The organism is Enterococcus faecalis (assembly GCF_029024925.1).
GTDB classification, from domain to species: domain Bacteria; phylum Bacillota; class Bacilli; order Lactobacillales; family Enterococcaceae; genus Enterococcus; species Enterococcus faecalis.
On record NZ_CP118962.1, the window covers coordinates 2,447,721 to 2,470,423 of the forward strand.

The window sequence follows — 22,703 nt, forward strand, 5'->3', positions numbered from 1 at the left end:
CTCCTTTCTAAAAATTAATAACATCACGCGGATTTATTCGCTGCCACTGGGCGCCTTTCCATACTTCAAAGTGAAGATGAACGCCAGAAGCTAATCCAGTTGCTCCCATGATTCCCACACGTGAATTAGTTGTTACTTTGTCGCCTACTGACAAATCAACAGAATCTAAGTGACCATAATAGGTCCAGTAGCCATCATCGTGCTTAATTACTACATAATTTCCCCCTGTTCCGTCATAAGTAACAGTTTCAACTGTGCCGCTACGTGCCACGTAAACAGGTGGCATACTTCCAGCAGGCATCGATGCAATATCAATACCACCATGAATCACATTTGTTCCCCAGCCAATCTCATCCCATTCTTGAGTGATAGTGTAACTAGAACGTACAGGATTAACCCACTTGTTAGTTCCTGGTTTTAAATTGTGTAGCAAATCATACCAATATTGAGCTAATGGAATACGTTCAGGATGTGTGACCGCTGGGCGTTCAAAGTTCGCTTCAAATGCCATCGTTGTCGTGCCAATATCTGTTAGTGCTTTGAACTCTGCAACGGAATATGGATAAGCCGCGGAAGGAATATATTGGCCATTATGCATATGCCAATCAAGCAACTTCAACTGTGTGGTAATATTTCGATAGTCTCCACTGATACCAGCTTGAGCCAATAATCGTTGCACATAAGCACGGCCGCTTTCACCAGCGATTGGCGACGTCCATTGAACTAGACCATAACCAGGACCTCCGCCGCCTTCATCGATATCGGGCATAATTCCAGATTCTTGATCCATGTTCCCTAAAATCCCAGCGGCTGCTTGTTCGCTGTATCCTTTTGATTTTAAGAACTGCCAAACTGCCCAAGCGTTTTTCTCTTTTTCGGTTGTTAGTTCTGGTGGAACGTCACCATCGTTACCACCTGATCCATCGCCAGGAATAACTTCCTTACCGCCGACATATAACTTATCAAATTTAGCGATAGTTCCTGTTAAAATACCGCTAATATCCATTTCACTTTTGAGTGTAGTTTTTCCAGAAATACTGAACTTACCTTCATGCGACCAACTAGCATAACTATTCACTTTCTTATTATCTGGATGAACATCTGCTGGTATTTGAATAATTGGGACTGATTGTACATCATTATTTTTGCTAATCGTATTGATTGAAAAAATGTAACCAGGTTTTTGTCTAACAGCGAATCCATTTGCCTTTTTTCCACTTCCATCATACGTTGCCTTAATGTCACCGAACAATTCGCCATGAACATCATTTAGTCCAGTGCTTACTCTCTTTCTCTCGAAAGAAACTTTGCCGCCTTCCATAACAACTTGGAAATCTTTATCATCTAATGTTTTTAGAGCCACACCCTGTACTAAGATTCCTGTTAAAATACCTGCAGTAATAAAATTTGCAACAATTGAGCCATCTTGAGTAATAGCTGTTTCAAACGGGCCATTTACTCCGTTGTTCGAATATCCGAGACCTCCTAGATTCCAACGCCATACTTTTTTTGCATCATTTGCATTTGGTCTGTCCATGATTAAAATTTCTTCTGGTGCATCTTTAGGACGAAAACGAACATAGCCACCTTTTGTTCCTGTTATCCACTGGGTAGCATTCACTATTGCATTTTGCAAATCTTCGCTTTTAACTTCCAGTTTTTTAGTTATTTGATTAACTGCGGTATTTACTGAATCTGTGTAAGATTTTATTTCGTTTCCTAACACGATATTTTTATACTTACCTAAAGTAGGAAGCCACGTACATTCTGTTACTCGTTCTTTAACCCCAGTTATACCGTTATATTCAATATCACAATAAACAGTATCTCCGAAATTCAACTTCATCATCTTGCCGTAAAGTTTTTGGTACTCAATCGTATTTTCCAAAGTAACCATATTAATTTCATGAGTGACTTTTGGTTCATGTATTCGCTCTTTATCAAAGAGTGATTGACCCCACTTCTTCAATTCCTCTATAGTTTTACATTCACTATTTGTTCTACTGGTAATACGTCTATTTTCATCGTTTACTCCCTTTGTTTCCAAAAAGGCAAATGTTACTGGCTCTTGATCTTCGTTATAGTTAACATCATCAGGTGTCCCGCCAATTAAATAGAGACTGTTGAAAACATTTAAGTCATCAACAGTCTCTTTTATTGATTCTAAATTAACACCTAAGTCTATCCTAAAACCGTTATCCTCACCAATTCTATCTTTTAACATTAGTCTGTAATTATCCATATCTAACTCGCCAGAAGTAACTCCAGTTAGATTCTCATTGCCGTTATTTTGCCCAATAATTGCAGATATTGGATTTACTTCTTTTGCAGTAAACTGATGCCGCGTATTGATATTACTTTCATAGATAAATGGTTGTTTAAACGCTAAATTGGATTTTAGATTTTCCATAATCTGCTTACCAGTGCCGTTTGCCGTATATGCCATTTGGATAAAATTTCGGTTGGCTTCATAACCAATGTGTAGAGCCTTAATAGAAATAGAATGTAGATTCTTATCAACTGATTTGATTCTAAAATATTGCCATGATCCGTCCGATACCATCGCTTTCAAATAATATCCTTTTTTTATTTGGTTATTATTTTTCCCTACTAACGAATAATTTCCGTAAAACGAATATTCGCTATTTAATGAACGAGTAATTTCTGGAGCATCTGCCCAATCTAAAAGAGAAACCCCATTTTCGGATAAGTCAATTGGCACTTTTTCATAAATATAAATTGGATTGATCAAAAAAATACACTCCTTATCTTCATTCTTATACTAGCGATATTTCCTGTTATCATTATTTTATTTTTACCTGGTAGCATTTTTATCCAACTGCCTTTCGTTCGCTGAATACGTCCATCTTGCGTACAAACAGCCATCTCGTTGTCTAATGACAGCAAACCAGCATTTGTATCTAATATGGTTAACGTGTTCTTACCACAATTAATTTCAATATCGCCACCATTGGAATGGATTTCAATTAACGGTTGAGAAACCTCATCGCCATGGTTTATTACAGTATTTTCACCCTTATTTAGATTTATGAAAGGTTCGTTTACTTTTCTTTTTAGAGGTTCGCAACGAAAGGTTATTTCAAATGAATAAAAAGTTCCCCATTCGTTGACATATTCAACTTCATTGTTAATATTACATACTGCATTAACATACACATTCACATTGTTATGAGTGATTAATTCAGATTGTCCACTAAGCCATCGTTTCACTTCTGGCAAACGTTCATAACTAACGCTGACATCTTTAATTTTTAAATCAAATGGTTCATAATCACCAAACCATTCGTTCAGCACTCTGTTACTGCCAATAACAGTGATTTCGTTATATCTTGGTTTAGCGACAATTTCAGGTAATTCAGACTCAATAATTAAGCCGTAATCTAAAAGAGCATTTGCTCCTTTCCATACAAAATTAGGCGTATATCTATCCATTTTTACACATCTCCTGTCGCTAAATTATTCCAGACATTCGCTTGAAACATTTTTCTGTTTAAACGGTTGATTTCACTTGGATTATTTGCATCCACTTGACCGATTGTCACATAGTTATTAACAGTAGAACTGCCTTTCAAAGCACCACTAATACCTTTTGATTTTTCATCTTGTGAAAGTGGCGTGACTGTAGTCTTGCCATTTTTTGCTGTTAATAATTCAGGGCCAGCTTCACCAACGATTGCTTGTCCATTAATCATATGACCGCCTTCAGCAAGATATGGAATTTTCGCAATGCTAAATCCTTTGCCACCAACGCCAGGTACCCATTTTGGTATTTTGATATTGTTTAAACCACCTAAAAAACCATTAATTAGAGTAATCATAGCGTTAATTGGTGCTTTGGCTACTGCAGTAATTCCTTCAAAAATACCGCCGAAAATATCAACAATACCTTGCCACGCTCTTGACCAATCACCTGTAAACACTCCTGTAACGAAATCTATGATGCCGCCAAAAATTCTTGTAATCGCGTTGACGTAATCACTAATGATTTTTACAGCACCATCCATAGCGCCGCCAATAAATCCTGTGATGAAATCAAAAGTAGACTTTGTTGTATCTGCTAAAACTTTAAACACACCAACTACTATGTCTTTGATCACATTAAATGACATATTGATAAAATCTCTAAACCAGCCTACTTTGTTGTAAGCAATCACAATCCCAGCAACAAAAGCAGCTAATGCAGCAATCACAATTCCAATAGGTGAAGCAATAAAGGCAATAACTGGAATCAAACTACTAATGGAACTAGCAAGTGTTCCTAAAACCACCAAGACTGGTCCAATAGCAGCGACTACACCTGCAATGGTAATGATTGTTTGCTTTTGATTGTCGGTCAGTCCACTAAACCACGTTGAAACCTTTTGAATCGTATTACTTGCTGCTTCAAAAGCAGGAAGAAGCGCTATTTGTACTTGCTCACCAAGTTCCCCCATTGCAATTTTAAATTGATTCTGTGCAATTTTCGCTTGGTCGATTGGATCGAGAATATCGTTAAATGTTTGATCTACAGTGCCAGCTGCATTTTTAGCTGAGTCTGCTAATCCATCCATTGACAATGCACCACTATCAATTGCTTCTACCATTTTTGATGCAGCTTTAGTTCCGAATACTTCGCTTGCAATAGTAAGTTTTTCTTGTTCAGTTGTTGCACCTTTAATAGATTCAATTGTCCCGCTTAATCCATCCTGCATAGTTTTGTTATCCTTTGCATAGACGACACTAGCTTTCGCTAAATACCCAAGCGTTCCTGCAGAATCTATACCAGCTTTTTCCATTTGACCTATTAATGTAGTTGATTCAGAAAAACCAAGTCCCATCGCTTTGAGTTGGGGTGCTCCTTTATTTACTGCATCAAATAACTGGTCTACCCCTACTCCAGTATCTTGGCTAGTTTTAGATACTGAATCCAAAATCATTGGCAAGTCCTCAATAGATAGCCTAAAAAGGTCCATTGATTTTTTGGCATTGATAGTTGATTGAGAAACATCTGATCCATTAATTTCTGAAAACTTAAGCATTCGTCCTGTGGTATCTTCTAATTGCTTATCCATTAAGCCAAATTGTGTATTCACTTCACCAATCCCAGTTGATATATTTTCCATATCTGTTGGAATTTGGCCAGCTACTGTTTTAAAGCTGTCTTGCAATGATTCTAGTTGCTCTCCTGTAGCACCAGTGGCAGTTGTGATACTGTCCAAACTGTCATCTAATTCTTTAAATGCAGCAATAGAAGCGGCGCCAATTCCCATGATCGGTGCTGTTAAACCAACAGTCATCTTCTTACCGACAGATTTCATTTTGTCCCCAGCTTTTTCAATTTTAGCTAACTTCTCGGCAGTCTTAACAGACAAGTCACCTTGTTCTTTCAAGGCTTCGTTGGTACTTTCTAATGCAGATCGTAATTTATTTTCACCTGTTTCTGATTCCAACAAGCGTTTGTAAAGCTTTTGTGATTGCTCTGAATACTCCCCAGTTTCTTTAACTGATTTTTCGTATTCCTCGCGCAATAATTTGGTTCTTTGTTCGGCTAAAGATAATTGCTTTTCAAGCTTTTTCTTAGTTGCCGTTAATTTTTCTGTTTGTGTTGCATCTTTATCCATAGCGGATACCTGGTTTTTGTACTCGGTAGCCGCTAAGTTCATTTCTTTGTTGATATCTTTGATTGTTCGAGAATAATTGACTTCTCCGTTTGTCTTAAAATTTAAGACAACATCAGATTCTTTCTTTGACACGTTAGCGCTCCTTTCCTACCACCAAGGACTTTTATCCATAGTCACACTTGCAGGTGGTTCAAACTCCGTATTACTCGTTAACCACTGTATGTATGACTTAAGCCACAAGTTCGGTGTTGATTTCAAAAAGAAACCCTCACTCCATCCCAAAAGAGTAAGGGCGACGTATAAGTAAAAAGCCCAGGGCGTTCCTACTTCCGTTTGTGTTTTTTCTTTTTGTTTTTCTTTTGTTGCGGAGTTTGATAATCTTGTGGCTTCTTGGATTTTTTTACATCATCAACTTGAAAATTCTGTTCTGTAAATACCTCCATGCAGGCACCGTATACTTCAACAATTGTAGAATTCATTCCTAAGAATTTAAAAATTGTTTCTGGTGTTTCGTCTAATCCGCCAGTTTTTAACATGCCGTAAATTAAAGCACGCATGATCTTTAAATCTGAAGCAGATAAATCTTTTGAAGAGATACGTCCACCGCTCTTGTTTAGCATTGCATTCATATCTTCTTCAAATTTTGAATAGTCGTCATCATAAATATCCGCAATATGCTCCATGGTTTCCATGGTTAACAAGATTGGGAACTGATGACCTTTAATTGTGACAGTTGGTGTGTCTGAAACGACAATCCCATAATCAGCTAACTTTGCCATTATTCACCGCCACCCCCAGGTGTTGATGGAGTTACTAATTTTTTCCATTGTTCTTCATCGTAAATAGGTTGTGCAATGAATTTTTCAAAGTCACCTGGTTTTGCACTTAATCGGTTAGAATCGAAACTTGCATACATAACGTTGTTATACTTCAAACCGTTAGCAACAAAATTAGCAGTTACATCGTCAATTTTTGTGTCATCTTCTGCAGTTGCATATTCTTCATCAATGACATTGGATAATTGTGTTTTTGGATACCAAACTGCTTTTTTTCCTCCGCCTTCAATATTTCCAATGAATCCAAATGCGAAGTAAGGAAATTCACGAGCCGTATTTTTTCCAAATGTTACTCCTGCTTCTGCAAGCAAACCTTTTATCTCGTCCATTACTTCGATAGGAATCCCCACGTGATCTAATCCAATCTCATGTTCTGTCTCGCGACTTACACGGCGAAACATTTTACTTGATGCCCATTTAACTAGCGCTGAGCCATTTCCTTTAATGGCAAGTTTTGTTGCAATAGCCAGTCTTATTACTTCACTATAAGTTGGTGCCACCCCAACTTCATCAGGCGTTGCCATCATGGCAATTAAGATGTCATCTAATCCTTCAAAATAATACACATCTTGTTTTCCCAAATTACTCATCCTTCCCATAAATCTAATATTTGTTGTGTCATGATTTTTTCAATCTGATCTTTATTTTGTTCAAACGTACCACTAGCAAAATGCTGGGCTTTTTGGTTAACAGAACCGTTTTCAGCAAACCGCCAATAATATGCAGTTTCTTCAAAAACCACTTGAACTCTATCCTCTTCTATAACGACTTTTACTTGATCAGCCATATGCTTTTTCTTTAATAGCGATCTAGGTATTTGAGGTAGTAACTGCTCTACAAAAAAACTCGCAGCATCTGTTAATGATTCTAAAGACAATTTTGTAGGATCTACCTGTGCAAGAGTTCCCAAATAGTCTGCCATATCTGCAAATCCATTATTATTGGCCATCTTCTATACACCTCACATACGTATAAAAATTCGTCACTGTATCATCGTTTTCATCACCCTGAATACCTACAAAATCAGCATAAGGAATACCAGCGTTTTCCAACGCATTTTCTAAATCCGTCAAATCTTTTTCTGTACCTGTTGTATAGAAAGAAATTTGATAATATGGCAATCGCCTATGAACTTTAGAGGAAGCCATCTTTTTACCTTTACTAACATTGGAATACACGATATATGGATAGTCCGTTCCTTTTTCCGCTTTGTCACGTGTCACAGGTACACCTACTGTTTTTAGCGTTGCCCTTAATTTCTCAAAACTAATCGACATAAGCCAAACTCAACTCCATTTCTCGTTTATCCATATTTGTATAAATACGAGTGATTTTATAAGTCACAGAATCGATTCTAACGGCACTAAACTTTTCAGTGATGGATTTATCCAATCTCACTATAATTCGTCTAACAACGTCCGTTTTCGCTTGCTGTGAAAGATATTTTTCTTGTGCGGTCACACCAATATCTTCGTAGAACAGATTTCTTTTCGATTTATAAACTGTAACTGGCCTATCGTTTAAATCAAGCGCTACTTCAATATTCAACAATTCAGCTTTCCAACGAAGATTATTGGTTTGTCTCTTCGGCATGTTGAATCACTCCTTGAATAATAAATGGTGTGATTGCATTTATTGCCTTATCTAATTCATCTTCTGAAATACGATACTCATAGGCAATTCCTGCAACCATTAAAATCAAGTATTCTTCTTGCCCACCAGTTGCAGTTTTTACATAATTTTTTGCCATATCTAAATAAAAAGAGAGCATAGAAGCATCCATGCCCTCTTCAAAATGAATATGTGCTTTAAATTTTTCTTCTAAAGATAATGTTTCAGCTTCGTTATTCACATTAACCACCTACTGGTTTTGTAATTTCATAACGATAAACAGCTGGCTCGAATGGTGAGTAAACTAATTGGCCATCTAACAAGTTGTAAATTTGGAAACCAACTTGATTTTTTCCAGAGAATTTTTCAACCAATTTTTGAATTTCTAACGCTCCAATAACTTCTTGAATTTTGAAAGCAGAAAAATCACCAAAATATAATACTGGTGTATCTGGTTCACCTTTTTTATCTGCTGCATCGGTCCAATCAACTGGATAACCAACTAATTGATAACCAATACCGCCTTCTGCTTGCGTGAATGGTCGTAACAATGGGAATCCATCATCTGTTTTCATTTTTTCAATAGCAGTTAAAGCTGCACGATTAATAATAAAACGACCTTTTTTCATTACTTCTGTTACTGGTGTATTTTTAAATTCAATCAATGCATCATATAATTTTTGACCAGCACCTGCAGCTGTTAAATCTACAGGTTTTTTAAATGCAACAGCTTTTTTAGCTAAAGCTCCTGGGTTTTCATTTCCTGCATCGTCGCCATTAAACATATAATTAATTTCTTTACGAACATATGCTTTTTTCAATTCTTCTACAACAATATCTTCTACTGGCACACCAGACATTTTTAATAGCTTTTTAGTTACAGTTGCCAATGCATCGAATTCTGATGGATCAAGTAAAATTTCATCAAATTCAATTGCAGTTTCTACAATGTCAGTTTTACGTTCTTTTTTATTTACATTAGCATCTGCTTTTTTAACAAGAATTGGATATTTCACATCACCAGCAGTACGCTTGACTGTTCCGTACTTACGTAATAAATTTTCTTCTTGTGCGTAGGTGATTACTTCGGATGCAATAACTTCTGGTACAGTTACTGAACCATTACCTGCTTCAATACCTAATGAACGTGCTTCTTGCTCTGTAATATTTCCAACAACAAAATTTGCAAATGCTTTACGAATTTCTTTCTCACGTTTTTCTTTAGACAAAGTATTTCGCGCTTGCATACCATTACGGATAGAACCAAGCAATCCATCTCGTTGTTCTTGGCTAATCATTCCTGAACGATTTTCTTCTTCAACTTCAGTAGAACGGCCTTCACCATCTGTATCTGTTGCTGCAACTACTGTTGTATCACTATTTTCTGAATCATTATTTTCATCACTTGGTTCTTCATCAGTTGATACTTCATCTAGCTCTTCTTTAATACCTTTTAATTCATCAATTAAACCATCAATTTCTTCATTAATTGAATCCAAATCAGCTTCACGTACTTCTCCAGATTCAATTTGACCTTTTAAATCACTTAATCGTTGCTCGTGGCGAGCTTGTAATTGACGTAATAATTTTTTATTCATGTTTTTTCCTCCTACGCTTCAAGCGCTGTTTTGATTTTTTTAATTAAATTTTTTCTAGTTTTAATATCTTGCTTCATTTCTTGTTTGTTTCTTGATAACGCTGCTTCTGTATCTTCGTAAGCAGGTAACGAAACAATAGAAACTTCATATAATTCGACTTCATTTATGGTTCTTAGTACTGGTTCGGAATTATAATCCCAAGTTTCTTCCGTAGGATAAAACCCAAAACTACACTGGTTGATGTCGCCGCGTGTCATCGATTGAATCAAATCATTTGCGATTGTTGTGTTTGGCAACTCAACTTCAAATCGTAGTCCCTTCTCATCTTCTTCAAGTTTCAAAGTTCCGCTTTTTGTACGCCCTAGTACTTTGCCCCAATCATGATCAAATAAACAACGTACGTCGGAATTTGCTAAAGCACGGCTAAAGGCACCTGGCTTAATCACTTCATTCAGCCCATCCCATAACTCTGTCGGGCTATTAAATACGGCTGCATAGCCAGTAACAATCTGTGTTTGACTATCTTCTTCACTTCTTGTGGTGAGGTTAGTGATGTCAAATGTCCGAATTTCCTGTTTCTTCATTCTTATCACCTCCCTTCAAGTCGTGCTCTGTTGTCAACGAGTTATCTGTAGCATTCTTCTTGCCAATTTCTGTTAGATCATTTGAAATATATACAGCTTGTGTTGCTGCAGTATTTTGTTTAGGAAAACCAAGCATTTCTGCTACATTGTCAGGACTTGTAATACCAGTTCGCACAATGTTATATCCGATATTTGTCTTGGTAGAATACGGTACAAAATCTAAAATATTAATTTTCCATTCCACTCGATAGCCAGAATTAGGCGTAAAAAAAAGAGCTGAGTAATGCTCGCTCTTGTTCTTTAGTATTGGTTTAATTGCTTTATTGTGAAGATACATCATCGCTTTTTCAATATCTGATTTCATCAATGATTGATACGTATTTACATCTATTCCTAAAAATTTCCCTAAGTCTTTTTTATAAACACCTAAGTAATTAAGAATAGCGGAATCATCCACAGGACTTTTTAAAGTATCAATAGAATAACCTTTTCCAAGCGGAATCATTTTAACTGAATGATTACTATCGTCCTGAACGCCTTCCAACTGATCTAAAATAGCTTTTACAATTTTTTGTTGGGCGCTGTTATTCGGATTAATGTGAGCATCCAGCTTTAATAAGAAAGCAAGTAAACCGCCTTTAGTATATTTATCTGTCAAAACTTTTTCAGCGCTTAGAACGCCTTCTAGTGTGCTTTTTGCAAGATCGATAATTCCAGCACCTTTTAAGGAATCAACACCAATATTTTTTATATGACGAATCATGTTTCTTGGTATTGGCTGTCCATTCATTGAAAATTTTTCAATTAAACGATCATCAATGGTTGTTTGTACGCCGTAACCTAAATGAAGTTGATCGTTATCAGTAATTGGAAAAGCTTCCCCGTTAATTAGCAATGTGTTTGTTTCTAGTTTTGCAAATTCAAAACCAGTTAGATAATTGTTCGGTTTTTTTAATATATTTAACAAGAAATGATTTTTTACTTCTTCGCCATCAGGACCAATCACTACTGGTTCAGCTAACGCAACTTGATTTGAAATATCTTGTACCAACTCATACACATCGGACGATTCCATAATTGATGAATCATTAACATAACGTTGCGAATATCTTGTTGAGTTTCCATAAATATCTTCAATCCATCCACGTTTTTCTAAAAATCCATATACTGCATTTGAAAATCTATCTCTTAACTTCAATTTCTCACCGCCTTTCTATTATCGATAGATAGAATCTAAATAATTGTCCATGTCGTCCTCATTCACATCAATCATTTGATCCATTGTTTCTTTATGCGCACAAAGAAAGGCCACAAATCCATCGATCTTTCTCTTTGACTGGTTTTTACTTGGCACTTTACGTCCTTGAAAATCCATTTTGACAACCACATTTAAAGCGCAATACAAAAATAAAGGATTATCAAACATAATCCTTTGCTCATAAAATAATCGTTCGGTATCTTCAAGTGGTGAATTCAATACTCTTGCGTACTGGTCAACTTGTATACATTCCAAGCCTAAGTTTTCCAATTTTTCAACTAGTCGGTCACTCATCGCTGGATCATAATTGACTTGTTGAACATCATAAAAATCCATGCAATCTTCAATAAAATGAAATATTTGTTCCTGATCAATTAACTTACCGTCACAGAATTCAACAAATCCTTGTTCTGCTAATTCAGAATACGGCACATTATCTTCCTTTTCTCGAAAATCAATATTTTCACTAGGAATAAAATATAATTGTTTTACTTTGAGTATCGCTTTTCCTTCGGCATCCCATGTAGGAAAATTTAATGATACACAAGTTAAATCTCGGCTTTTAGATAAGTCCAAACCAATCCAACATGGCTCACCGCTTAAATTTCCTAATTCATTTGTAGAAACCAAACAAGGTTCCACTTGATCTTGTTCAAAGAAATTATCCGCACCATTAACAAACACATCTAAATGCTTCGTTAAAAATTCAGCTTTCGAGTGAGCGGAACGTTGCGCAGTTTTAAATGCTGATTCTAAAGCAGACAAATCAACAGATATTCCCCAGTTAGGATTGCACATTTCCCAAACTTTTTTATCTGTCCAATCATAATTTTTATTTGGCTCATAAATTAAAACAAAGTTTGAATCATTGTCATCACGCTTTAAGACCTCTTTTGCTTCTTTATAGACGCGAATACCAACTGAACTACTTCCCTTACCAGCTGTTGAAATATTAAACATTAACGGTTGCGGTAATGAAATTTGTGCTGACTTAAAGTTGTCGTACTGTTCCATTTTTTCTTGTTTATGCAACTCATCGTTTAAAACAAAATATGGATTGGAACCCTCTATGTTGTCAATATTTTTGGTTTGAACAATGAACTTGTTTGTATAAGCCATTTCTTCATGTAAATAGTCATACGTAATACTTGAAACGGTTCCTTTTGGACCTTTAAATATTTTAGTTCCATCTAATAACACAGGATTATTTAGAATAGTAGCAGCAAACGGCTTAGCAGCATATTGCGCTTGGGCAAAATCGGAAGCACATGCATAGCAATCGACAGATAATGCACCTTCGCCATACATCGCATATCCCAACGCACCTACGGCTATTAATGTTTTCCCGTTTTTCTTTGGTATTTGTACATATGCTTCCCGAGTGACACGAACGACTTGGCCCTTTTCGTTTTCCTTTACCCAACCATAAATCCAAGAATAAATGAATTTTTCCCACGACTCTAAAAGAAATGGTTTGCCGACCATGTCGCCTTTCGTGTGAACAATAAAGGATTCTACCCAGTCCATCATTTCATTTGCACGATCAACATCAAACCAAATATCTTTTCGTTTTTTCCATCGATACCAACGATCTATTGCTAAACGAACTGTTTTTGGATATTTCTTAGGATGCTTTCTAACTTCTTTCGCAAATAAATCGGCATAATTTACACCAGGTTCAATCATGTTTCATTACCTGCCTTTTTACGCCATTTATTTCGATGTTTAGCCAATTCATCAACAGGTTTTTCTTCTGGTCGTTTTATTTCTTCACCTGCTCTGGCTGTTGAACCACCAGTAATTTGTCTACCTGCTTTAGATTTATTTGTTAATCCTAATAAATCTAAAGCTTTCATCTTTTTATCGGCCCAAACTTCGACTTGTTGCGCCAATGGATGTTTACTGTTGTTGGTTGCACCAGCTTTATTTGTTGTTTTTTGTGTTTCAGGAAAACCTTTTTCTTTCCACAACATGTATTTGTATTGATAAACTTCAAAAATATCCAAGTATGACTCAATCAATGGATCAAGAGTAATAGTGTATAAATCAGACTTGCGCATAATTTCTAAAATCCGTGCTTTTTCATGATTAACTTTTTCATCAATAATCGCTTTACGTTGCGCTTTAGTGGTCATTTTTTATACACCCCCTTTTTATTTTTGAAATTTTGACCTAACGATACGCGTGACTCCCTCTACCCTATCTCCCAGAGAAAAATTTGAATTCAATTTGATAGGGGGGCTTCATTTAAAAATAAGACGGAAAAACTTTTTTCTCATCTGATTCATTTTCTTCAATCACATGGCATTTTGGACACAACAAACGAATATTGTTTGGATCAAGCTTGAGCATTTCGTTCTTCTTGATTGGTATCACATGATGCCGATGCGCTTGCCTTCCGAATACAAAGCGGCCACATCTTTGACAGCAACCGCCTTCTCTTTCATAAACAAAATCAGCAACATCTTGCCATGCTTTTGTTCGATAAAACGATTTGTTCTTATGGTGATAAACATTGCCTTGCTTCTTCTTTTTTCTCGAACTTCTAGCATGTTCAGAACAATAGGCACCTCTTTCTGTTGTGTTAGAACAGCCTTCAAACTGGCAATAGCGCATTATTCAGATTCTTTAATAATATTGAGAATCTCAGCTTTTACACGAACAGCACTTGGAATTTCAATATCATTTCGTTTCGCATATTCACGTAATTCTTTTACAGACATCTTATCGAAAGACAATTCATCATTATTAGTACCTGCATCACCAGCCATATCCATTTCTGTATGACCATCGCTATCGATTGGTTCGTCATTTGACTGTTCATACTTAATTCCATCAGTATCAACCGTTACATTCCCTACAGTAATTGGTAATCCACCAACATGTAAATCAGCTTCTTTACTTAGCATTGATTCAGGATTTTCAGTAACTTCAAAATCAGTTTCTTGACCTTTAGGTACAAACACATTTCTTTTTTCTTCAGTATCCCAGTACTCTTTACCAGATGCTGAACTTCTAATTAATACACGCATTGTCTTACTTATCCCCTTTCAAAATGAAAACTCTACTACACTTAATACAAAAAGGACTGCATATAAATGCAACCCTCGTGAAAGGTAGTAGCGCCAATTTGTTTGTCCGAACATTTATTGACGATCTATTTTATTTAAGCAGCTTATGCCACTTACTGGAACAATAGGATTCGAACCTATACCAACGGTTTTGGAGACCGCTGCTCTACCGATTAAGCTATGCTCCATTAACTCTCGCAAACCTGTAGAAAAAAGAGAGAGGAAATTCACCTCACTTCTTTAGTTTTATAATTGGTGGTTTGCGAGAGAATCTAAATGAGATCACAAGTGACTAAACGAAGAAAGTAGATTTTTTTTACTTCCTTGTAATCTCAAATCAAAAAAATAAGTAGGCAATCGTTCCGTTAATGTATTTGTGTAAGTGTGTCGCATTTCTTATTTTTTTGACACTATCATAATAACTCGTTTAGAAGGTATATGAAGTGTAGATAAAGTGTATAAAAGAGGTATAAAAAGTGTAATAAATGGCTACTTAAAAGCAACCAGTTCTAGTGCTGAAGCAAATTGAACAATGATCATATTAGATTCTTGTTTCACTGATTCTTCACTGATACAGTTTCGTTGTGCTGCTAGATAGATTGGATTGCCGTTGATATAACGGTCATAGAAAATTCTTTTTCTTCGCTCAGTAACATCTGGTTTGTGCGGATGCTGAATCGCAGAATAACCTCTAACGAAAAGCTTATGCAAATAATCAAACTCTTCTTGAGCTTCTTCTTTCTGGATTAACATTTGCTCGGCTTCGAAAACGTTATTGGCCGTTGATGGTGGAACCAAAGAGAATGAAGCTGTTACTTTTGGTTCCCTCGGCTGGCCAACACGACATCTAGCAGCAAGGTACGCAGACAGGAACACACTGACGTTATGTTTAGTTTGTTCCATGTCTACATCCTTTGCATCTGGTGTTTCATATTTCTTTACGTCAAAAAGTACCATCCTTTGATTCCCCCGTTTGTGATTTGTGGTATAATGATAACGACTTTTCCACAAGGTTATCCACACATTATCCACAGTCGGAGAAATCCGACTTTTTTTTGTTGGCAGCTTTCTTTACTCATGATAAAATATTTTTATTGTGACCAATGTTTGGGGCAAAGTAACCTCACATATCACAAGCTACCACTTTTCTGGTAAAATATTCTTCTTAGTCAACCAGTGGTCGGTTGGCTTTTTTATTGTTTAATTCGACCGTTATCGGTCTGCCATATTTTAAAATTTTCCATTCGCCATCTTTTGTATTGGTTTGATTCATATGATTTCTTTCATCACAAGCTATCGCATAATCGAAAAATAAATCGGATTGCTCTGATCCATGTAAGTATTCAACATAAATGCCATCGACTTGTCGCTCTAAAATATAAACTTCTGGATAACTTAGCATTGTTGTTCTCCTTCAAGAGATATAGTCGCACCAGTGATTTTTAAGCCAATTAGTTTAATTAAAACCATGATTGCTTCATCCACTAGCAATCCATCTCGTTGAATAGAACTGGCACATGTAAAGCGGTCCATGCTTACAATCTCATCCACCGTAACAGGATATGGAATAGTAACGCCTGCTTTTTTGGCAATTTGTTCAATAGCTCGGACATGCGATTTATTCGATGCTAAAATATACTGACCTGTTCTAGCTGACTCTTTAACTAGCTCTGTTGTTTTTCCAGTACCTCGATCTCTTGCTATAATTTTCATCTATTTGGCCTCCTCACTTAATCCCCAAAAAGGCTTTACCTTATAAAACTTCTCAACTTCTCGATTCAAAGAGCGCACCATGCTTTCCAAGACCGTCGCTCGTGTTCCTAATGTGACATTTTGCTTTTTCGCTTTTTTGACACTTGTAATGCCTAAATTATGACTTAGTTCAGAAAAAACTAGAATTCCCTGATTATAATACTTCCAACCTAACTCTGGATTAGCTTGAATCTTTTCCCATAATTCGTTAGTGACCACTAAATAGTTATAATCACCTAAAAACGTTTGTTTTGCAGAACTTTTCAAGTCTGCCATTGTAACTTTAATTTCATAGCATCTAATGGTGTTGTCAGTAGAATAAGTCATAAAGTCGACTCTTTCCTTGCCACGCCACCCAATAGTAACTTCAAAACAGCCGAACACTCCCATTTTGTTGGTATAATGCCACAAGCATTTCTCAGCTTGTCTGGTTAAATCAGTTTTCATTAGTTACCATCAACTTTCACAGCAAACGGCCAATAGCGCTCATCAATTGCTTTGATTTGATTTTCTGTTAACGTATCCACCTTTTCCTTACATATCGTAAAATCAATTGTTCCCGCTAAATTTAAAAAAGTATATCCTATGTTGGTCGCCCCTTTGTCTGATAATAAAACGTGATATAATGGTTCCTTCTCGACTTCGTAACCGTTAGCTAATGCATTAACAAATAAATCTCTGTTCGACTTAAACCACAAAGAAAATTCATCATCGGGCATTGCGCTTAAGAAAGAATCTGCGGAACCGATAATATCAACTTTATCAGAACCCATTCCTAAACTTTCTTCAATAAAATCATCAGCAGTTTTAGGTAATATAGCTTTTTTCGGTTCATCTAGTTGTTTTGCTAAGCTAATTGCTTTTTCGACAGCATAGTTAGCACCTTTCAAATAATCAAGGCTATCTGTAGGAACTTCTAAGCATTCTAACTCTTCAATCAATTCTTGTTTATTCATCGCTAATCCCCCTTGAAACTTTGGAATCATCTTCTTCACTCGCTTTCAACTCTTGTTTGCTTAAATATTCTTGGAATCTCACTTTATCTTGCACATTCCAAACGTGGTTACCATAGTTTTTATACTCAGTTCTAGGCATTTTTTTATAAGGGATTTTTTCACGTTGGCAATGTGCGATTAGAGACGACATCTTGATGTTTAATTTTGTGCATATTTGGCTAAGGTAGTAATCTTCATCAATCAAACGTCGGATTTCTGTGTCTAGCTCTTTAATCTTCTTGTGCTTTGTCAGCCCTAATTTCTTAGCCCTAAACTCAACAGCTCCAACTGTACGATTTAACCTATCAGCTATATACTTATTTTTCATAGATAAATAGTGCTTTTTTAAGAACTCATCCTCTTTTTCAGACCATAGACGGTGCATGTAGCATCTAAAATTATCTTCTTTTCGCATTTTGCACAATTTTTTTCTAATTGCATTGATGCTTCTGTTCAAGTACTTAGAAGCTTCAATTAGCTGAGTATCGTTTTCAAAAACAAAATATTCTAAATACACTAGTTCGTCTTCTGTCCATTTTCTATACATGAAATCACCACACTAGGAAAGTTGCATCAATGCACCAAGAATCTTTTCATCATCTTTACTCTGCAATTCATCAATGATATGCATATATGTTTCTTGAGTAGTAGTCACGCTTGAATGACCTAGACGTTTAGCTATGCTGTGAGTTGACACCCCGTCAGCGAGTAAAATACTTGCATGCGTGTGTCTAAGTCCGTGCATTGTGATGACAGTGATTCCTGATTCTTTGCATTTTCTGATCAGGTGGGAATTGTATGTTGAATTGAAAATTCGTTTATATTTGCCTGTCTTTTCATCTCGATTTACAAAAATCAATTCATCTTGAGGTAAATTTTCAATGAGCGGTTTAAACTGACCAACTATCTGCCAATCAATGCTTATCGTTCTAACAGAACTTTTGTTTTTCGTATCCTGAAAAAACATTGTAGAATTTTTGTAGTTCAATGTTTTATTAATGCTGACGGTATTTCTAGTCCAATCAAAATCAGCTGGTGTTAACGCAATGGCTTCCGCAAAACGCATTCCTGTTTTTGCAACCAGTAAAATAAACCAATCCATATTTATCCCTTCGCCAAGTTCTAGTGATTTCAACAGCTTTTGTAGTTCGCCTTTTTGCAAGAATTTTTTCTTTTTTGGTCTCGGCGGTATTCCTTTGATAATCGCTTTGTAGGTTGGATCACGTTTAATTAGTCCTTCGTGATACATATCTCTTACACAGCTGCCAATTTGGTGATGGAAGTCCATTGTTGTCTGCCGCTCATGTGTCAGAGCGTATTCATTAAGAATGCTTTGATAAGCCTTTCTATCTAATTTATCTATCGTTAAATCAGGGCAAATTTCAGTAAGGTGTTTGTGGGCTATATAATATTTACTAACTGAGATATCTCTAATTGCACCGACTTTGTAAGTTTCAATCCATTCTAAAAAATAGCCAGTAAAAAGTCTGGGACGTTTGCTCATTCGTTTTCTCCTCCTAACACGCTGGGACTTTCGATGTGATCAATAGCTTCTTCCAGCCATTCTCTAACTTGAAACTCTCTTGTAATCACATCGCTGTGCGGCATAACATTTACATCGCTAAAAGCCAACGAATCATCTTTTGAATTTTGTAAAAAGTAAATCTGTTTTATTTTTCTGTCTAGCGAATCACCGTGGACTACGGTGGCATTCATCCCACGAATAGCAAGATTGAACAGCAGGAACGGAATGGTTCTATCAGATAACTCCTCTAAATCGTAAAAAGTCATTGATGGTTTATATTCAAAAAAACCAATAGATAGTCTGTCTGCTCGCCATTTTTGTATGATCATTCCACCTGTCCCAGAAGCTACTTCATGTGTCAATCCACTTCCAGGTCCTACGATTTTTGCAATCACTTCCCCAATTGAATTTGGCGTAAAATCTTGCTTCTTAACTTTCCGATCAGCATGTTCGTCTTGAAAATATTCGTGAAACCAATCGAAAGTTAAATCTTTTTCTATTTCTAAAAATTTGTTAAACACGATTTCTCGTTTATCGCGACTTAGTAATATATTCATGAGCGCTTCTGGCGCTTTGTAGGCATCATCAACACCTAGCAGTTCATTTATTTTTTCTGTTGTTAATTTCATAATTCCAAAGGAGCAAAAAGCTTTTTATGCGGCCGCAAATCTCCCACTCCTTTCTATTTATTTTTCTCTAAAACTTTTTTAAATATGTCATCGACTAATTTTTCTGGAATATTTGATCGTTCATTATAGCTTTTGGAAAAATTGCCCCAGGCAATTTCTTGTTTAATAACTTTATTTTTCAATCCCAAATGAATATTACTGGCAAATTTCGTGGGCTTCTGTAATGGATAATCATAATTGTTATACCTGGTTAAATTTTTAAATGGTAGTTTAAAATTCAAGACATCTTCAATATATTCCCAAATTTTACCATTAGCCGGGTTCTCAATAATGAAATATCTGGGTTGGTACTTTTTTATAATTTTTATAGTATTAAAAACCGTTAACTCACCATTCACTCTTTTTAAAAATTGTCGTTCATAAACATAATTAGTATCTTCGTAATCTTTTGTGGTTCTTATAGTAAACGGGCTTGGTAATATCTGTGGTGCAAATAAATTATCTGTTACATCTTCTCTTTTCCAACAAGCATTACCATTTTTCATTGCACTAGCTACTGACCAGCTTTCGCACGGTGGGCTTGCAATGATTAAATCTGGCTTAGGTAATTTGTCTAAAACTTTGAATAATTTATTATCTATGATTTGTCAAATTAAGTTAGAATAAAATGCTTCTTGTACATAGCTCAAAAATATCTCAATTGGTGTTCTGTAATTCAATGATTTTCTTGGAATATGATTACGTTGATTGCTGACACTGGAAATAAATGTCTGATTCACTTCTCTAAAATCCATTGATTTCGGCAGTCCATTACGACGCAGAATCCCGTTAGAATTCTCGTTTAATGGGCGTTGAGAAGGTGTTCCAGGGTCCGCAAAATATATATCAATATCGTGTTGGTTACTAATGGCTTTCCAGTTAGAAAATTCTTTTCCACAGTCAAACGTAATAGATTTAAAGAAGTTTTTAGGGAAGCGAGAAAACCATTGATTAAGGGCGGTTTCAATATCTAATGCCTTACGGCCGTTGGGTTTAATCGTGATAATGACTTTAGATAATCTTTCAACTAAAGTAATGACGGCACTTTTATGATGAATGCCAACGATCGTATCACCTTCAAGGTGACCAAACTCAGAATTGAAATCAGGATAATTATCAGGTCGATCATGGATTGAGCGCTGATATTGTTGTTTTCCCCGTTTTTCCTGATGGCCATTGGGTTTTCTTTTACCTTTCATCGGTAGTGTGTCAATATCAAATATCCCTTTAGAAAATAAACGATAAAGTGTTCTCATACCGCATGAAACAGGCCTTTCTTTTCGCCCGATAATGACGTCAGGCGTCCAACCAAGAGTGACTTTCTCTTTAATGTAATCTACTTCATGAGCAGGTAATTGAATGACTTTTCTACCACATTTTTTCTTATTTTCTTTATACTGGTGCCAATAATCAAGAGCAGTCTTGCCTTGCTTGAACTTATTGACTACATTATAAATAGTTTGTATAGCACGTCCCATTCGGTTAGCGATTTCAACCGGTTTATTATGTTGAAGATAATATGATTCTATCATTGTCAGTTCGTCTATGGTAAGATGTTTGTAGGTCATTTATGGTTACACTCCTTTGTTTTCTTTCGTCGGAAATACAATTTGAGTGTACCATAAATGCCTTTTTATTTTTCTAACTTAATTTTACAATTCGCGATCATTAAACATATAAGAATAGTCCGCTAAATTCAGATGAATAAAATGGTCATTCTTGTTTTCAATATCCAAACCTATGCTGTATATTTCTATATCTTCAAACTTTTGTGCAGAACGTTTATAACACCCGTTCCCACTATCAAATAGTGCCCATACTATCATAATTTCAAAGGAGTAAAGAATTCTTTGTGGTCGACCAAACCTCCACTCCTTCCTCACAAATTCACTGGCTCTTTTTTATAACCAGCATCAATCAAAATTCCCTCAATCACATAAAGGTCAGTTTTCTGCTTTAAACTAGCCTTAAATTTCTTGGCAATATTTCTAGCTTTGTCTAAAGAAACGACCTCATATGTTTTAGCCAATGCATCCGCAATTATTGCGGATGTTGGCGTATAATAAATCTCAAGCAAAATGAACACTCACTTTCTACGAGATTATTCTTCGATTTCTTCTTCATCATCTTCAACTGTCTTTTCAGGGAAAATGATGTTCTCTTTGTTTTTGCTCCAAGAATCTGCAAACGGTGCAAAATGTTGGCGTGCGATTTCTACTTGATTGATTAGATTATCAACTGAAACATCATGATCAGCTGCAATTTCTTCTAGCGCTTCCCCTTCATCGATTCGATGCAACACGCCACGAACGTTGATTGTTACTGATTCTGGCCATTCGATAGTCGTTGCCTTCTTGATGAATTCGTCAATAGTTTCTTTCGATACTTGCACAGCAACTTCTTCGACTTCTTGCACATCATCGCCCATTTCTAAAGAAGTTTGTTCCTCTTTTAGAACTTCAACTGTTCCGTCGTTATTTACAACGTATTCGACATTTGGTTTATTGGTCTGTTTGTTAACTGGTATCTTGTATTCTACTGTTTCTGGTTCGATGGTTGTTGATACTGTTTTGCCTAAAAATTCGTTTAAACTCTCATATTTCCCTTTTAATGAAGCGTTGCTAACCACTAATAGCACTTCGATATTTCCGTTTGATTTAGATGTCACTTTCTTTACTTCTGGTCTGAAATTTACTTGTTTTGTCATGGTAAAACCTCCTAGTAGTTTGTGGCTTGTCGCCAGTGATAATTAAAATTATTTGTGATGAATGGTTTTTTCTCATTAAGCGGCTTAGTTACGCCTTGTGTAATGACTTTAAAATCATTTGACCTAATAACAACCGCCTCGACTGGATGACCATATTTCATGGCAAACAGTCTAAATCTAAGCTTATTTGATTGATCAATGCCATAGGCACCAAAACTATTTTTTATATCGATCACATGTAGCCAATTGCCATCGTGATCCTTGATGATAAAATCTGGTGAATAGGCAATGCTCGAAATGTTCCCTCCTGGTATTTCGCACTTCTCGTGCATTATAAATCTTGGGTGTACTTCAAAAGGCAGACCACACGTTTTGACAAATCGCTGATAAAACTTTGCTTCTTTTTCCGAGTCAAATATATATCCATCAAGTGTGACTTTATTTCCTCGCTTATTCAGGGCTGTTGGTGATTGCATT

Annotated in this window: 28 protein-coding genes, 1 tRNA gene and 2 pseudogenes; all 31 read right to left on the minus strand. The window is 36.1% G+C overall.

The genetic code is table 11. The features are described 5' to 3' along the window. Positions 1–7: 7 nt before the first annotated feature. Positions 8–2,752 carry a phage tail tip lysozyme gene (locus PYW42_RS12145; protein ID WP_010816179.1) on the minus strand — a complete coding sequence of 915 codons (2,745 nt, stop codon included), beginning with the start codon at positions 2,750–2,752 and terminating at the stop codon, positions 8–10. After that, positions 2,749–3,453, minus strand: coding sequence for a hypothetical protein (locus PYW42_RS12150; protein ID WP_010816180.1), 705 nt, complete (start codon positions 3,451–3,453; stop codon positions 2,749–2,751). Before PYW42_RS12150 ends, PYW42_RS12145 begins: the two co-directional genes overlap by 4 nt. A gap of 2 nt (positions 3,454–3,455) precedes the next feature. Then, the gene (locus tag PYW42_RS12155) at positions 3,456–5,753 is read right to left on the minus strand and encodes a phage tail tape measure protein (protein ID WP_010816181.1); all 2,298 of its coding nucleotides are present in this window, start codon (positions 5,751–5,753) and stop codon (positions 3,456–3,458) included. A 191-nt stretch (positions 5,754–5,944) separates the two neighbouring features. Next, the gene (locus PYW42_RS12160; protein WP_002373982.1) at positions 5,945–6,400 is read right to left on the minus strand and encodes an RNA-dependent RNA polymerase family protein; all 456 of its coding nucleotides are present in this window, start codon (positions 6,398–6,400) and stop codon (positions 5,945–5,947) included. Next, positions 6,400–7,047, minus strand: a complete 648-nt coding sequence (locus tag PYW42_RS12165) for a major tail protein (protein ID WP_002393025.1) — start codon at positions 7,045–7,047, stop codon at positions 6,400–6,402. The genes PYW42_RS12160 and PYW42_RS12165 overlap by 1 nt, the downstream gene beginning before the upstream one ends. Further along, a complete protein-coding gene (locus PYW42_RS12170; protein WP_002373978.1) occupies positions 7,044–7,406 on the minus strand; it encodes an HK97-gp10 family putative phage morphogenesis protein in 363 nt (120 codons plus the stop codon). Before PYW42_RS12170 ends, PYW42_RS12165 begins: the two co-directional genes overlap by 4 nt. Further along, positions 7,396–7,734 carry a hypothetical protein gene (locus tag PYW42_RS12175; protein ID WP_010784237.1) on the minus strand — a complete coding sequence of 113 codons (339 nt, stop codon included), beginning with the start codon at positions 7,732–7,734 and terminating at the stop codon, positions 7,396–7,398. The genes PYW42_RS12170 and PYW42_RS12175 overlap by 11 nt, the downstream gene beginning before the upstream one ends. Further along, on the minus strand, positions 7,724–8,050 hold the full coding sequence (locus PYW42_RS12180) for a phage head closure protein (protein ID WP_010816182.1): 327 nt from the start codon (positions 8,048–8,050) through the stop codon (positions 7,724–7,726). Before PYW42_RS12180 ends, PYW42_RS12175 begins: the two co-directional genes overlap by 11 nt. Beyond that, the gene (locus PYW42_RS12185) at positions 8,028–8,318 is read right to left on the minus strand and encodes a head-tail connector protein (RefSeq protein ID WP_025189140.1); all 291 of its coding nucleotides are present in this window, start codon (positions 8,316–8,318) and stop codon (positions 8,028–8,030) included. The genes PYW42_RS12180 and PYW42_RS12185 overlap by 23 nt, the downstream gene beginning before the upstream one ends. Continuing rightward, on the minus strand, positions 8,311–9,666 hold the full coding sequence (locus PYW42_RS12190) for a phage major capsid protein (protein ID WP_010784239.1): 1,356 nt from the start codon (positions 9,664–9,666) through the stop codon (positions 8,311–8,313). Before PYW42_RS12190 ends, PYW42_RS12185 begins: the two co-directional genes overlap by 8 nt. 11 nt (positions 9,667–9,677) lie before the next feature. Beyond that, positions 9,678–10,250 carry an HK97 family phage prohead protease gene (locus PYW42_RS12195; protein ID WP_010816183.1) on the minus strand — a complete coding sequence of 191 codons (573 nt, stop codon included), beginning with the start codon at positions 10,248–10,250 and terminating at the stop codon, positions 9,678–9,680. Further along, on the minus strand, positions 10,222–11,448 hold the full coding sequence (locus PYW42_RS12200; protein WP_010784241.1) for a phage portal protein: 1,227 nt from the start codon (positions 11,446–11,448) through the stop codon (positions 10,222–10,224). The genes PYW42_RS12195 and PYW42_RS12200 overlap by 29 nt, the downstream gene beginning before the upstream one ends. Before the next feature lie 18 nt (positions 11,449–11,466). Continuing rightward, positions 11,467–13,194: a terminase large subunit gene (locus PYW42_RS12205; RefSeq protein ID WP_010784242.1), complete on the minus strand. Its 1,728-nt coding sequence runs from the start codon at positions 13,192–13,194 to the stop codon at positions 11,467–11,469. After that, a complete protein-coding gene (locus tag PYW42_RS12210; protein WP_010784243.1) occupies positions 13,191–13,643 on the minus strand; it encodes a P27 family phage terminase small subunit in 453 nt (150 codons plus the stop codon). The genes PYW42_RS12205 and PYW42_RS12210 overlap by 4 nt, the downstream gene beginning before the upstream one ends. Before the next feature lie 112 nt (positions 13,644–13,755). Beyond that, positions 13,756–14,124: an HNH endonuclease gene (locus tag PYW42_RS12215; protein WP_033627149.1), complete on the minus strand. Its 369-nt coding sequence runs from the start codon at positions 14,122–14,124 to the stop codon at positions 13,756–13,758. Next, a complete protein-coding gene (locus tag PYW42_RS12220) occupies positions 14,124–14,540 on the minus strand; it encodes a hypothetical protein (RefSeq protein WP_002393036.1) in 417 nt (138 codons plus the stop codon). Before PYW42_RS12220 ends, PYW42_RS12215 begins: the two co-directional genes overlap by 1 nt. Before the next feature lie 155 nt (positions 14,541–14,695). Next, positions 14,696–14,767, minus strand: a tRNA-Trp gene (locus PYW42_RS12225). Positions 14,768–15,068: 301 nt separating this feature from the next. Further along, complete coding sequence (locus PYW42_RS12230; protein ID WP_002380819.1) at positions 15,069–15,536, minus strand: ArpU family phage packaging/lysis transcriptional regulator; 468 nt, start codon at positions 15,534–15,536, stop codon at positions 15,069–15,071. 208 nt (positions 15,537–15,744) lie between these two features. Beyond that, complete coding sequence (locus PYW42_RS12235; RefSeq protein WP_010816184.1) at positions 15,745–15,981, minus strand: hypothetical protein; 237 nt, start codon at positions 15,979–15,981, stop codon at positions 15,745–15,747. Continuing rightward, positions 15,975–16,292 (minus strand): thioredoxin domain-containing protein, encoded by a 318-nt coding sequence (locus PYW42_RS12240; RefSeq protein ID WP_010816185.1) that lies wholly within the window; start codon positions 16,290–16,292, stop codon positions 15,975–15,977. The genes PYW42_RS12235 and PYW42_RS12240 overlap by 7 nt, the downstream gene beginning before the upstream one ends. Then, positions 16,293–16,778 (minus strand): hypothetical protein, encoded by a 486-nt coding sequence (locus PYW42_RS12245; RefSeq protein ID WP_010816186.1) that lies wholly within the window; start codon positions 16,776–16,778, stop codon positions 16,293–16,295. It lies immediately after the preceding gene. Further along, positions 16,778–17,287, minus strand: coding sequence for a DUF1642 domain-containing protein (locus PYW42_RS12250; RefSeq protein WP_025189142.1), 510 nt, complete (start codon positions 17,285–17,287; stop codon positions 16,778–16,780). The genes PYW42_RS12245 and PYW42_RS12250 overlap by 1 nt, the downstream gene beginning before the upstream one ends. Beyond that, the gene (locus PYW42_RS12255; protein WP_025189143.1) at positions 17,280–17,873 is read right to left on the minus strand and encodes a hypothetical protein; all 594 of its coding nucleotides are present in this window, start codon (positions 17,871–17,873) and stop codon (positions 17,280–17,282) included. The genes PYW42_RS12250 and PYW42_RS12255 overlap by 8 nt, the downstream gene beginning before the upstream one ends. 12 nt (positions 17,874–17,885) lie before the next feature. Further along, positions 17,886–18,830: a site-specific integrase gene (locus PYW42_RS12260; protein WP_010816189.1), complete on the minus strand. Its 945-nt coding sequence runs from the start codon at positions 18,828–18,830 to the stop codon at positions 17,886–17,888. Then, on the minus strand, positions 18,827–19,480 hold the full coding sequence (locus PYW42_RS12265; RefSeq protein ID WP_010816190.1) for an N-6 DNA methylase: 654 nt from the start codon (positions 19,478–19,480) through the stop codon (positions 18,827–18,829). The genes PYW42_RS12260 and PYW42_RS12265 overlap by 4 nt, the downstream gene beginning before the upstream one ends. 53 nt (positions 19,481–19,533) lie before the next feature. Continuing rightward, a pseudogene (locus PYW42_RS12270) lies at positions 19,534–20,118 on the minus strand (DNA methyltransferase); the annotation flags it as partial. Positions 20,119–20,127: 9 nt separating this feature from the next. Continuing rightward, positions 20,128–21,087, minus strand: a complete 960-nt coding sequence (locus tag PYW42_RS12275; RefSeq protein WP_000221326.1) for an IS30-like element IS6770 family transposase — start codon at positions 21,085–21,087, stop codon at positions 20,128–20,130. 87 nt (positions 21,088–21,174) lie between these two features. After that, positions 21,175–21,345 (minus strand): annotated as a pseudogene (locus tag PYW42_RS12280) (DNA methyltransferase); the annotation flags it as partial. 53 nt (positions 21,346–21,398) lie between these two features. After that, complete coding sequence (locus PYW42_RS12285) at positions 21,399–21,605, minus strand: hypothetical protein (RefSeq protein ID WP_002385650.1); 207 nt, start codon at positions 21,603–21,605, stop codon at positions 21,399–21,401. 15 nt (positions 21,606–21,620) lie between these two features. Continuing rightward, positions 21,621–22,226 (minus strand): hypothetical protein, encoded by a 606-nt coding sequence (locus PYW42_RS12290; RefSeq protein ID WP_002410885.1) that lies wholly within the window; start codon positions 22,224–22,226, stop codon positions 21,621–21,623. A gap of 11 nt (positions 22,227–22,237) precedes the next feature. Beyond that, positions 22,238–22,702 (minus strand): DUF1064 domain-containing protein, encoded by a 465-nt coding sequence (locus PYW42_RS12295; protein WP_010708607.1) that lies wholly within the window; start codon positions 22,700–22,702, stop codon positions 22,238–22,240. Position 22,703 lies beyond the last annotated feature (1 nt).